Raw genomic sequence first — 12,705 nt, 5'->3', positions numbered from 1 at the left:
TTGCTCATCAATGAAATAGAGGAAGCACCGCAATGAAACTATTCAAATCAATCATATCTTCAGTACCTCACCCTCTGGGCCCCTTTTCTGTAAATAGGGTTATGCCTCAGCAAGAAATAACGCCCGTTGGTGCTTTTGTCTTTTTAGATCACTTTGATATTAATGCAACACCTAAGCAAATACCCAAGCCTGATGGCAAACTTGCGCATCCACACCGAGGAATCGCAACACTGACGTACTTGATAAAGGGAGAAGTTACGCACTTAGATAGTTATGGCCATAAAGGTAGTGTTGACTCAGGTGGCGTACAATGGATGAAGGCAGGCAATGGCATTGTTCATGATGAATGGGCTAAACCAATTAATAACAAACTAATTGGCGTACAGTTTTGGTTGAATCTTAATGCGAAAGGAAAAGCTGAAAGGCCTGAATATAAAGTCCTATTAAGTGAGCAGCTACCTTTAATTAGCATTGGAAAGTTAGGGAGTAAGTTAAAAATTATTATTGGTGAATATAAAAATAATAGTTCTGAAATACCTGTAGAGTCACGACAGTTGTTATTTCATTTAAGCTTAAAATCAGGCGACGAAATTAAACTCCCGCTAAATGAAAACGATCAATATGCAGCATTTCTGGCCTCTGGTTTAATAGATGTTCTGGGGGAAAGTTTACAAGCTTCACAGCAAGGTTTTCTAAGAAATGGCATTGAAGAAATTCTAATCATGGCAAAAGAAGATAGCGAGCTATTTATCTTTGGCGGAGAACTTTATCAAGAGCCTATTATCTCTAGCGGTCCATTTATTATGAACAGTGATCAAGAAATGGCAATTGCATATAAAGATTATCAACTAGGGAAATATGGGACAATAGACTACAGTTAAATTTAGTAGTTAAATTTAAAGTTTTGACTAAATAGTACTAATTATAAAGACTACTTTACCGTGATGAACTTCAAAGCATCAATGTCCGCTTTGGCTTTGAGTTCATCCATTTAACTCCCAAGCTATAAAACCTTTACTCAAAACTGATATTTTGCTTTAAAAAGTAATCCTCTATCTCTTCTGTATGTGGCTTAAACGCTTTCCAACGGCCAATTGCTTTATTGTTAAGTGGCTGGCGTACTTGCACCTTGCTTGCGGTAGAAACCGGTGCGGTGTTTAAGTGAAAATCTATACACTGTTCTTGCCATTCTAGGTTACAAAAGCTCACTAAGTCTTTTATTTGCTGCTCGGGCTTTGCTACTAACTCTTCGTATTTTACTAATTTTATATTGCTGTGCAGGGCGCTAAAGTGCTGCATTAGTTTGTAAAAACAGCTGTAAAATTTGGCTGTATCGAGTAAGTCGAGCGAGTACGCGTAGTAGGGGTTGTTAATGGTAAATAATTGGCGATAGTTACCAATACAGGTGTCCATTGGGTCGCGCAGCATACAAATTATTTTGGCGTTTGGCAGTGCTTTGGTTATTAAGTCGATATAAAAAAAGTTAAATGGGAGCTTATCAATAAAGTGTTTATGGCTGCCTGTTATTACACGTGTTGCGTTTAAATAGGTTGACCCAAGCTGATTAAAATTAAGATCGTAGGCTTTAGTTAGTGTTTGAGTATCGAGTACATGAGGTGTTTGCGTTTGGCAGAGCTTTTTAACACTTAAGCCAAAGTCTTGTAATTCACCGGCTGACTGCACGTCGCTGTGGCTCGATAAAATACGCTCAACCAATGTGGTGCCAGAGCGGGGCATGCCTAGTACAAAAATAGGTTCGGCCGTTAGGTTGCCTTGTATTACTGCTTTTTTGTGCTGCTCACTTAGCAGTTTAATATGTTCAAATAACGCAGTTGAGCTTGTATGATCAAACGGCTGCACAGCACGTTTTGCTACTTTACCTTGCTCTAACGCGTTAAAAGCCTGAGTAAATTCACCTAAGTCTTGGTATTCTTTTGCTAAAGCATGGCCAATATGTAGTTTTGCATCGGGGTGTGTTACTTGCTCAAATACATTTTTTAAGCGTTCAATATGATTGTTTTGTGCGGTTGCTTTAGTTAAGTCGCTTAACGCAAAATGACTTTGATGATGCAGCGGGCTAAGCGCTATGGCATGTTCGAACGCATCTTGGGCTTTATCAAATAATCCTAAAAACTTAGCGCTTACACCGTAGTTATAATAAAACTGCGGCTGGGCTTTGTTAGCTGCTTTAGCCAGTTTAATAGCGCATTCAAAGTAGTTAATTGCGTGTTCGTGCAAGCCTGCTTGAGTAAGGGCTACGCCTAGGGTGTCGGCATCAAGCGGTTTTTGTATTTGTTGAATGGGTATAGTTAAGGCGGTGTTTTTTGCTTTTTGTAATTCGCCAGTAAGTGCATAACACTTTGCAAGTTGCGCGGTGTATTCAATGCTTTGACCAAGTGTAAGGGCTTTTTCGATGAGCTTTATGGCTTTGTGTATTTGCCCAACCGTTAAATTAACCATGGCCAGCAAAAAGTATCCATCAGCAAAGTCGGGCTTTTGTGTTACTAACTCAACTAAGGCTTTGTGTGCTTGCTCTATTTTACCTTGGTTTAGGGACTGTATTGCGCTTTGATGAAGTTGCTTTAAATTTGGCTGCATGGTTTTTGGTAATTATTATTTTGTAAAAGAAAATAAAAAGGCTCAAATAAATTTGAGCCTTAAAACAGTGTTTAAAAAATGAGACTGTTTAAAAGTCGCTTAAATTATATTTCAAATTTATAGTTAAATTTAACACCTACCGTAAGCGGGCGATTAATGTAATGGCCGTAGTTACGTTGTATGTCGGCGCCATTAGCTGATGTTATATCGGCATCTGAACGACGAACTGAGGTAACTGCGTATTTGTTGAATAGGTTATCAACATATAGGGTAGTTGACCATGCATCGGCTGTTAATTTAGCTGATATATTACTTAAGCTGTAACCTGGTAGTGTTTCGCCGTTATCACGAAGCCCTACTCTTGAAAGCACGTCGCTTTGCGCGGTTAAACCGTAGTTAATATCAAGCGTTTTGTCGTTAAACACGTCTGTTTGATAGTTTACACCCATCGAAAATTGGTTTTCAGGTGAGCCAGGTAAACGGTCGCCGTCTTCTGCGCCACCGGTACCATCGGCATTAAACAAAAATGGTGCGTCTGATGTTAGCTCTGCTTTTGTGTAGGCATAAGTTGCATAAACTGAAAACGAGTCGGATAAAATAGCGCGGGTTGAAATTTCTACCCCTTTTGCATTAGCGCTGCCTGCATTTGAAATATATGTTAATTGGCCTATATCTGTAGCGCCCGAAATTTGTGCATCATCCCAATCTACGTTAAATAACGCGGCGTTAAAGTGTAGTTGGCTTCTAAACCACGTACTTTTAAAGCCTAGCTCGTAGTTTGTTGTGGTGTCGGCTTCATATAATAATTCGTCAGGTTTACCACAGCCTGTTTGTTGATCCTCAGGGATTGGATCTGGGCAAGACACTAAACCGTTTGAACCACCAATTCTAAAGCCTTCACTTACGGTTACATAACCCATTACAGAGTCAGTAAACTGGTATTTAGCATTAAATTTAAATAAGTTACCGTTATCGTCAGCTTCGTCTTTTTCGTATGCAACGGTGATGTCGTCAGGACCTGCGCCACTATACAATGTATTGGCTAATGGGAAGTCAAAAGCCGCTTGCGATTCTATATCGTACTTGTAAAAACGAGCACCAATGGTCACATCTAATTTGTCGGTAACTTGGTAGCCAACTTCACCAAATAGTGCAGACTCAGTGACGGTACTTTTTGTAAGCTCTAAGTATTCTAATGAGTCAGGTCTTAGCTGCGCGCCGCCAAACTCTTCGTTATCGACAGCAAATTGATCAAACCCAGGCGTAAACTCTCTGCTTGATGCTTCGGTTTCTGTTTTATTGTAAAAACCACCTACAATCCAGTTAAAGTCGCTGTCGCTTTGCGACACTAAGCGAATTTCTTGAGTGAAGGTGTCTTCTTCGTCTATTTCACGGGTAAACGTTGAAAACGAAGGAAATTCTTCATAACCGTAATCAAGGCGAATAAGTAAATCGGTTTGATCGCGTTGACCGTCGGCATCAAAGCTCGAAATACCGGTTGCCGATACTAGCTCTGCAAAACCTAGGTCGGCTTTTAGCTCAAGGCTTAGTAATTGATCTTTTTTTATCCGTGGCTCTTCAAAGCGATAAGCTGATTCGTATTTGCCTATTATGTCGCTTAAGCCGTTGTTAGCATTAAGGCTGTTGTAATGAACAATCGAGCGGCCTTCGCTGTCTTGGTTTTGATAAAAGTAGTTAAGCGTACCTTCAAATGATTCATTTGGTTTAAAGCGTACAGAAATACGACCTGTAGTGGTGGTTTCGCCGTTGGCGTCTTTTACATTTTTAAGGTTGTTGTTAACTGCTGAGCTATCGTTCCAATCAGGATCTGGCAACGATACGCCAGGCTCGCGTACTACGTAGCCGTAATCGATAAAACCCGGATCTTCATATACATTTAAGCTGGCGCGTACTGCTAATTTATCTTCAATAAGTGGCAGGTTAAATATAAAGCCGCCTTCGCCACCTAAAGAGTCACTTTCTTTTGTTTGAAACAGGTCGCCGTAAACTTCAAGTGATGTAAAATCAAGCTCAGGCTGTTTAAGCATGTAACGAATTGCACCACCTAATGTACCTGCACCATAAAGCGTGCCTTGTGGCCCAATTAATACTTCAACACGCTCAATATCTACTAGGCGCATATCTACCGAAACCGGAATTTCGTTAATATAAGTAGATACTGTTCCGCCATCTGACGATGGACCAGATGAATTTGTATTTAAACCACGAACAATAATAGGGGAGCCTGAGCGGCCACCTTGATCGGTAATTGTTAAACCAGGGACCCAGCGCGCTACGTCGGCAAGTTCGCTAATATTTTGATCTTTCATTATATCTGCGTCAAGGGCGGTAATATTTAGCGGTGCATTTTGCACAGAGCCGCTGCGTCTTGTTGCTGTTACTTCAATTACTTCGAGTGATTTGTTTTTAGCGGCAACTTCTTCTTGAGCAAGTGCGGCATTAGGCAATAAAAATACGCTAGAAACAGCGCTCGAAATAGCCAAGGTTAACAAGCTTGGTTTAAACATAAAAATTGATCCCCAGATTCAAAAATTTAACATCAGTTAATTAAGTAAAGTAGTTTATCAGGGAGTGAAGTGGCTTGGAATATTTAAATTGAATTTTAATTCACTTTTATAGAATAAATATAGTGGTTGTAAGTGGTTTTTATTCAGTTAATAGGTAACACAAGCAATAGCTTAGTGCTATTAGGTACGGTTAGGTTATAAATTGTACCCTTGTTTAAAGGTAAATAGTCATTCAGTTTGTAAAACTAGATTTTTACTGCGTTTACTCAACAAATAATTACATTAAAAAATATATCTCATAATGTCATTACTTATACTTTTATTAGCACTATTAAAGTGTATTTTTATCCCCATTATGAGTGGTAGTCGTAATTATAAGTGGCTGTGTAAGCTTTTGAGTGAGCGTGTTTGATTGCCGCTTCGTATTCTCTTTTTTATTTTTCCGCATTTTTTTGTGCGTGTTTTTAAGGATTAACAATGAGTCAACTATTTTCGCCTTTATCACTAGGGCAAGTAACGTTAGATAACCGTATTATTATTGCACCTATGTGTCAGTATTCAGCAAATAATGGCGCTGCTAGCGATTGGCACACTATTCACTTAGGCCAATTAAGCTTAAGCGGTGCAGGATTGCTAATTTTAGAAGCAACAGCAGTAAACCCAGAAGGGCGTATTAGCTACGGCGATTTAGGACTTTGGAATAACGAAACACAACAAGCGTTAGATAAAAGCTTAAAAGCAGTGAGGCAATACAGCTCTATGCCTATCGGTATTCAGCTGGCGCATGCTGGGCGTAAAGCCTCTACAGGTAAGCCGTGGGAAGATATTGGCGCTATTGCACCAGATGAAGTAAATGGCTGGCAAACGCTCGCTCCTTCGGCAATTGCGTACGACGATAACAGCCCTGTGCCAAAAGCAATGAGCCAAGCTGATATTGACTCGTTAATTAAAGACTTTGTAAGTACGGCTAAACGCGCTGATGAACTCGGCCTTGATTTAATCGAGCTACATGGTGCGCACGGTTACTTGTTACACCAATTTTTGTCGCCCCTTTCAAACAAGCGCGATGATAACTACGGCGGCAGTCTAGAAAACAGAATGCGTTTATTGCTTGACGTGTTTAAAGCGGTACGCGCGGTATTCCCAAGTAAAAAAGCAGTGGGTGTGCGTATTTCGGCAACCGATTGGGTTGAAGGCGGCTGGGATTTAGAGCAATCGATAGTGCTTAGTAAAGCGCTTGATGAACTCGGCTGTGATTTTATTCATGTAAGTACGGCGGGTTTAAGCCCTGAGCAACAAATACCAGTAAAACCTAATTTTCAGGTGCCATTTTCAACCGCTATAAAAGACGTTGTTAAAATGCCTGTAATAGCCGTAGGTTTAATCACCGAGGCGCAACAAGCTGAAGATATTATTAGTGAGCAGCAAGCCGATGGCGTAGCACTTGCGCGTGGTATTTTATATAACCCGCATTGGCCATGGCATGCAGCTGCAGAGCTTGGCGCTACAGTGACTGCACCTAAACAGTATTTACGCTCAAGCCCACATGGGCAGCCATCACCAATAAAGTAAGTAAATTACGAGGTTATAACCCAACCCGCGTTTGCTGGTTGGGTTTTATTATTTTTGTAAAGTAGGACACACATGACTCAAACTGGCGTTTCACCACAACCACTTAGCAATACACTCGTCACTATTATTGCTTTGTGTTGTGGCCTTATTGTTGCCAATATTTACTATGCTCAACCTATTATTGAGTTACTAGCACCAGAGGTGGGATTAAGCTCGCATAGTGCCAGCCTTATCGTATCGCTAACACAGATAGGCTATGCCTTAGGTTTGTTTTTTTTAGTGCCTTTAGCTGACTTAATAGAAAACAAACGCTTAATGCTTATAACGCTCGCTGTGTCGTTTTTAAGTTTAATAGGCACAGCACTGGCTGACTCACCTAATGTAATGCTTATTTTATGTTTGATGATAGGTATAAGTTCGGTGTCTGTTCAGGTGCTTATTCCACTTGCTGCGCATTTATCGTCGGATGAAAAACGTGGCCAGGTACTTGGTAATATTATGGCAGGTCTGTTGTTAGGTATTTTGCTTGCAAGGCCTATATCGAGCTTAATAGCCGATCACTTTGGTTGGCGCGCTGTATTTTATTTTGCCGCAGGCTGTATGGTGTTTATTGCAGGCGTAATTTATTTTGCTATTCCAACTCGGCAACCAACCCATAAAACAACGTACTTTAAGTTATTAAAATCGCTTAAACAGTTAATGATAAGCCAACCAGTGCTGCGTCAACGCGCATTTTTTCAAGCGTTAATGTTTGCATCATTTAGCTTGTTTTGGACGAGCGTGCCGATAGTGCTTGCGCGTGAGTATGGTTTATCGCAATCAGGAATAGCACTGTTTGCACTTGTAGGTGCGGCAGGTGCAATAGCAGCCCCTATTGTTGGGCGCTTGGCCGATAAAGGCTATACACATCAGGTATCGTTACTTGCAAAAGTTATAGCGGCTGTTTGCTTTTTGCCCAGTTTATTTGAATCACCTTACGCAATAGTCATTTTAGCGTTAACGGGCGTGCTTATTGATTTTGCTGTGCAAGCCAATATGGTACTGGGGCAACGGGTGGTGTATTCACTGGAGCCACAAAGCCGAGCACGTTTGAATGCTATTTATATGACCAGTATATTTGTAGGTGCCGCTTTAGGCTCACTTATTGCTAGCCCGCTGTATGAAGCCGGCGGTTGGACAAGTATTGCGTTAGTTGCTGCGGGTATGCCACTTATTTCGTTGATTGGTTATTTGGTTACAACTAAAAAGCAAAGTAAGGCGGTAAGCTAATTACGTTGCTACAAAAAAGCCACAGCTTACGCGGTGGCTTTATTTTTTAGAATTAGTCGATTACAGTTTTTATTTAAGCAACCTGCTTTTTTGCGTTTGAAAACGAGCTACCAACAGATGCAACTATCACAAGTAAAATAGCTAGCCACTGCCATAAAGTAAGTAACTCACCTAAAATAATAAACCCTGCGAGCGAAGCAATTGCAGGCTCTAAGCTCATCATTACGCTAAACCCTTGCGAGGGCATGTTACGCAGTGCAACCATTTCGAGTGTGTAAGGCAATGCACTTGATAAAATGGCAATGCCAATACCCAGAGGAATAATTTCCCATGTAAATGCGGCGCTTTGCATAATGCCGCCGTAAGGTACTAGCACTATAGCGGCAACAGTCATACCCAATGCAACAGTTGCTCCACCAGAGCTTTGAGTACCCGTTTTTTTACCAAATAATATATAAGCAGCCCAACATGCACCCGCACCTAAAGCAAGTGCAACACCAAGCGGATCTAGGCTATCTTGTCCGCTCATATCAGGAAGTAAAAGCAAAATACCTGCTATAGCACAGGCAACCCAAAATAAATCACGTTTACGGCGCGATGAAAATAAGGCAACAGCAAGCGGGCCTGTAAATTCAAGCGCTACACCTATGCCAAGTGGAATGCGTTCAATGGCGTAATAAAACAAAATGTTCATACCGCCTAAACTTAAACCATACACAACTATAGGAATACGATTGCCTCGTGTAGGTAAGTGTTTCCACGGTTTAAATACTAAGCAAAGTATAAGGGCAGAAAAACCAAGCCTAAGTGCCGTTGTGCCTTCAGGGCCAACAATAGGAAAAAGTTGTTTTGCAAACGACGCGCCCGTTTGAATGGTCATCATGGCAAGCAGTACACACACTATTGCCAGTAAGTAACTTTTTGAAGATGCTTGCATTTTTATCCTTGAGTTGAGTAACTCTATCAATTGTATAAATAACCAGAGTTCAGGTTAAGTAGTCATGCAGGTGAGTGTAATAACTAAACCCGCTCGATATTAATGGCGGCATAGTATCTTTTTTTAAATTTAGAGGTAAGTGTTTGCGACCAAAAATAAGGTATTTGTTCGAAATTGATTCGCAATATAAAAATAATTAAAGCGCAAGTTAAAGAAGTTTTGAGGAGATAATATTAAAAAGCTAGTAAACAAGGCGTTTACCAGCAGTAATAGCTAAAAAGACTGTTATTGGGTGCTTTTATTAACTAAGCCATCAAGCGAGTAAAGGCCTCGTTTTTCATCATTTTTACGTTTAATTTCTTCAAGTGCGCGCGATTCTACAGCGTCAAATAAAGCATTAATTAAGCGGTTAAAATGTTTATGCATTGCAGTACGTGCTGCATTTGCATCATGAGATTTTAGAGCGGTATAAATAGCGGTGTGCTCGTCCATAACGCATTCGTTATTGTTTTTACAAACACTGCCATAATCGGCAACAATTTGTGGATTAGTTAGGCGTAAATCCCATAAGTTAGATACGGCAAACTCTAGCGCTTTATTGCGTGTTGCTCGCGAGATTATTTCATGAAACTCACGGTCAGCTTGCTCAACGTAAAGGCCTTTTTCCATAACAATTAATGTTTTATGTAATTGTTCTAGTTCTTCTTCTGTAATACTTTGAGCAGCTAAAGCGGCAATTTCGCCTTCAATTAATGCACGCGCTTGAGTAAGTTCAAATGCACTGATCTCTTTAGATTTTATAGATGCATTTTTTTGTTCTACTACGTATACACCAGAGCCAGTTTTAACTTCAACTCGGCCACGTACTTCTAATGCGATAATAGCTTCTCTAATAGTAGGGCGACTTACATCAAACATTTCTGCAAGTTCACGTTCAGGTGGTAAACGACTCCCAGCAGAAAATTCGCCTTGATTTATTAAAGACTCAATTTTATCAACTATGCGCCAAAATAAGCGACGATTACCCATACTTTACCTTCATTACCTTAAGGAATAGTGGCCTCTGGGGCCTAAAAGTCAAAACCAACTGTGAATACCAGAGGTTACCTCAAAATTCACTATTATGTCAAAATTCTAACGCGATGTTGCGGTTAAAAACCACTATACACCAATGGTTGCATTCTTGTATTACCAATTTAATTTAAAACAATGCAATTGGCCAGCTTGATTGGTAATATTTTTATGTGTTAGGTTAGTTTTAAGGTTATTGAGTAATAAATATTGGTAATAAGTCAGTTTAAGTTGTTGGTGTTAAATTTGTTGCGGAAGTATTTTTATTTCTAAGACATCTTATTTGATTGCCCATGGATGGGGATCGTTATTTTTTAAACGTTTTGTAAAGTGTGTCGTTGTACGAAAGCTTAAATAGCTTTTTTATGGGCGTTGACTGTCGTTGGTTAACGCCCATATTTTATTTAATTAGTCGTTAGGGTACACAACCCCAAGTTGTTTGCGCGCTTCATCAAGAACGCTCATTACGTTACTGGCTAAAATGTGCGTATTAACAGGTGACTCATGGATATTTTGCTTCACTAATGACATAAAATGTTCAACTTCGTATTTCATAAAGTGCTCATCAAACGGCTGGGATATAACCTCTACGTCACCATTATTAGCAATAAATTCCACCTTTTTAAGTTGCGATACGGCTTCTATACGTATGCGTCCAAGCTCGCCTTGTATTTCGGTTATGTTGTCGCCTTGCGATATTTTAGAGTAACTAATAACGGCTTGTTTATCTGCGTAGTTTAGTAATACATCGCCCGCGCCATCTACACCTGTATCAAGTAATACGCCACTGGCACTTACGCTTTTTGGCGCTCCCCACAGTGCAATTAATAAATACAGTGGGTAAATACCTAAGTCGACCAATGCGCCATTAGCAAACTCAGGTAAAAATGTATTTGGGCGTTCGCCATTTTTATACTTATCGTAACGCGACGAATACTGACTGTACTGGCCAATATATTTACGTGGTGTGCCAATTTTTACCATTGCCTTTTGCAAAAGTGCAAAGTTTGGCAGGTGAGTGGTCATCATGGCTTCCATGTATATGCGCTGATGCTTTTTGGCTTTCGCTATAATACTTGCAAGCTCTTTAGAGTTGGCTGCAGAGGGTTTTTCGCCAAGGACATGTTTACCAGCTTCTAGGCACATAACGGCGTATTGTTTGTGTAAGCTGTTAGGGGCGGCTATGTAGACAGCATCAACGTTTTGATCTTGGCATACTTGTTCGATTGAGGTAAAAATTTTTGCTTGTGTGTTTTGTGGGTGTTTGGCTAAAAATGCTTCGCCGCTTGATACTGCCCGCGAGCACACCCCGTATAAATTAAAATCGTTTAATGTATTTGCAGCGGCTAATAGTGTGTCGCTAATAAAATTGGTGCCAACAATAACAAAGTTCATGCTCACTCCCTAGCTTAAATAAAACTTAAATAAAAATAACAAGAGTGTTTAGTTTAACATTTTTTTAGTTCTATATGCTTTAGGGCGTGTTGACCTTTGGTGGTTGAATTCACAGCAGTATGTTTGGTTTTTAGGCAAGGCAGAGCCTATGTAGTGTGGTTATTCCCCATAAATAGGCGATAACGCAGCATAAAGGCCAAACATGCGCTGCCCTATGGGTTCTTTCTAGGGACGATTGACTCTTTGTTGCTCGATTTTTACTTAGCCCACTAGGTTACAAACCTCGCGCCGCGATTAAATCGCCCCTAGATTGAACAAATTTCAATCCACAAAGTTCGACACGCCCTAGGAGAACACCCAAACCAGCGTTTAACATTAACACTTAGCGTTGCTTGCTCCTGATACCCTAAAAGCTCAGATATGGTTGATATTGTAAATTGGCTTTGCGCTAAGTAGTGGGCAGCTAAAGCGCGGCGAGTATCGTCTTTAAGTTTTACAAAGCTCGTATTATGTTTGGTAAGTTCTCGGTGCAGAGTACGCGGGTGCATACCCAGCGCAGCTGAAATAGTTTGGTTACTGCATTGATAAATAGGAAGCATAGGCCTAATTAGCGCACTAACTTGGTTGGGCAATGATTGGGTGTGTTCTTTGTTTTTTGCCAAGAAGCTTAGCGCCGCTTGTACTTTATTTAGCTCAGGGTGATCAAGCTCAAGGGTTAAATCACTTTTTGAGATTACAATACCAGCGCTGTTGCGATGCTCTGTAACGTTACAACCAAAATAAGTGTTATAAGCACGAGTATTAGTACTTAATTTTTTTGGCAAAAATATAGTAATTGGTTTGCAGCGGTTATTGCTCAGCTTTTTAATAACAGCCAGTGCTAAACCAATGGTTAGCTCAATTACTTGGTTAATGTGCGGTAATGGTTTTAAATTAATTTCGAATGATAAAAACACGCTTTTATCACTCTCTAAAGGGTGCGAGTTTAAGCTAAGTGCAGGGCTGTGCAAGTAAAGGTATTTAATAACCCAATTAAGTGCATCACCTAAATTAGTACTGCTTTTGGCTGCTATTGCAATATGTCCTAAAATATCAAAATTTTGTCTACTTGCGAGCTTAAGGCCAAAACTAGAGCAATTGAACTCACAAGCACAGTATTCTAATAACTCAGCGTAATCTCGATAAGGCAAATAGTGGTTGTCGAGGTTTTTAAAGTCAACGTTACTAATATTACAGTTTTGCATTATTTCATGCGGATCGCCGCCAAATTCGCTAATTAGCGTGTCTATACCTTGTAATGACGTGGCTCTGATTAGGCTGCTCATGGTTAACCTC

9 protein-coding genes are annotated in these 12,705 nt (G+C 40.2%); 3 read left to right on the top strand and 6 right to left on the bottom strand.

Annotated features, from left to right (window positions below; translation table 11 throughout):
* The first annotated feature begins 32 nt into the window (after positions 1–32).
* The gene (locus PX700_RS15580; RefSeq protein ID WP_479521192.1) at positions 33–881 is read left to right on the top strand and encodes a pirin family protein; all 849 of its coding nucleotides are present in this window, start codon (positions 33–35) and stop codon (positions 879–881) included.
* Between the two features lie 133 nt (positions 882–1,014).
* Here the strand turns inward: PX700_RS15580 and PX700_RS15575 are convergent, their stop codons facing one another.
* On the bottom strand, positions 1,015–2,598 hold the full coding sequence (locus tag PX700_RS15575; RefSeq protein WP_479521191.1) for a tetratricopeptide repeat-containing sulfotransferase family protein: 1,584 nt from the start codon (positions 2,596–2,598) through the stop codon (positions 1,015–1,017).
* Positions 2,599–2,702: 104 nt separating this feature from the next.
* Entirely contained in the window at positions 2,703–5,126 is a 2,424-nt protein-coding gene (locus tag PX700_RS15570) for a TonB-dependent receptor (RefSeq protein WP_479521190.1), read from the bottom strand.
* A gap of 477 nt (positions 5,127–5,603) precedes the next feature.
* Here PX700_RS15570 and PX700_RS15565 point away from each other — a divergent pair, with 477 nt between their 5' ends.
* Both PX700_RS15565 and PX700_RS15560 read left to right on the top strand, forming a co-directional pair.
* Positions 5,604–6,698 carry an NADH:flavin oxidoreductase/NADH oxidase gene (locus PX700_RS15565; protein ID WP_479521189.1) on the top strand — a complete coding sequence of 365 codons (1,095 nt, stop codon included), beginning with the start codon at positions 5,604–5,606 and terminating at the stop codon, positions 6,696–6,698.
* Positions 6,699–6,770: 72 nt separating this feature from the next.
* Positions 6,771–7,967, top strand: a complete 1,197-nt coding sequence (locus PX700_RS15560; protein WP_479521188.1) for an MFS transporter — start codon at positions 6,771–6,773, stop codon at positions 7,965–7,967.
* Between the two features lie 73 nt (positions 7,968–8,040).
* On the opposite strand, the gene PX700_RS15555 is transcribed toward PX700_RS15560, so the two are convergent.
* From PX700_RS15555 to PX700_RS15540, 4 genes are all read right to left on the bottom strand, one after another.
* Positions 8,041–8,904 (bottom strand): EamA family transporter, encoded by an 864-nt coding sequence (locus PX700_RS15555; protein ID WP_479521187.1) that lies wholly within the window; start codon positions 8,902–8,904, stop codon positions 8,041–8,043.
* A gap of 285 nt (positions 8,905–9,189) precedes the next feature.
* Entirely contained in the window at positions 9,190–9,933 is a 744-nt protein-coding gene (locus PX700_RS15550; protein WP_415637203.1) for a FadR/GntR family transcriptional regulator, read from the bottom strand.
* Between the two features lie 450 nt (positions 9,934–10,383).
* On the bottom strand, positions 10,384–11,370 hold the full coding sequence (locus PX700_RS15545; RefSeq protein WP_479521186.1) for a Gfo/Idh/MocA family protein: 987 nt from the start codon (positions 11,368–11,370) through the stop codon (positions 10,384–10,386).
* Positions 11,371–11,675: 305 nt separating this feature from the next.
* Complete coding sequence (locus PX700_RS15540; RefSeq protein WP_479521185.1) at positions 11,676–12,695, bottom strand: AraC family transcriptional regulator; 1,020 nt, start codon at positions 12,693–12,695, stop codon at positions 11,676–11,678.
* Between the last annotated feature and the right edge of the window lie 10 nt (positions 12,696–12,705).

Source organism: Pseudoalteromonas sp. TP27 (assembly GCF_056470645.1).
This window is presented reverse-complemented; position numbering and strand designations above follow the sequence as displayed.

Coding starts and splice junctions, on each gene's coding strand:
- PX700_RS15575 (WP_479521191.1), bottom strand. CDS start 2,598: ATGCAGCCAAATTTAAAGCAACTTCATCAAAGCGCAATACAGTCCCTA.
- PX700_RS15565 (WP_479521189.1), top strand. CDS start 5,604: ATGAGTCAACTATTTTCGCCTTTATCACTAGGGCAAGTAACGTTAGAT.
- PX700_RS15580 (WP_479521192.1), top strand. CDS start 33: ATGAAACTATTCAAATCAATCATATCTTCAGTACCTCACCCTCTGGGC.
- PX700_RS15570 (WP_479521190.1), bottom strand. CDS start 5,126: ATGTTTAAACCAAGCTTGTTAACCTTGGCTATTTCGAGCGCTGTTTCT.
- PX700_RS15540 (WP_479521185.1), bottom strand. CDS start 12,695: ATGAGCAGCCTAATCAGAGCCACGTCATTACAAGGTATAGACACGCTA.
- PX700_RS15555 (WP_479521187.1), bottom strand. CDS start 8,904: ATGCAAGCATCTTCAAAAAGTTACTTACTGGCAATAGTGTGTGTACTG.
- PX700_RS15550 (WP_415637203.1), bottom strand. CDS start 9,933: ATGGGTAATCGTCGCTTATTTTGGCGCATAGTTGATAAAATTGAGTCT.
- PX700_RS15560 (WP_479521188.1), top strand. CDS start 6,771: ATGACTCAAACTGGCGTTTCACCACAACCACTTAGCAATACACTCGTC.
- PX700_RS15545 (WP_479521186.1), bottom strand. CDS start 11,370: ATGAACTTTGTTATTGTTGGCACCAATTTTATTAGCGACACACTATTA.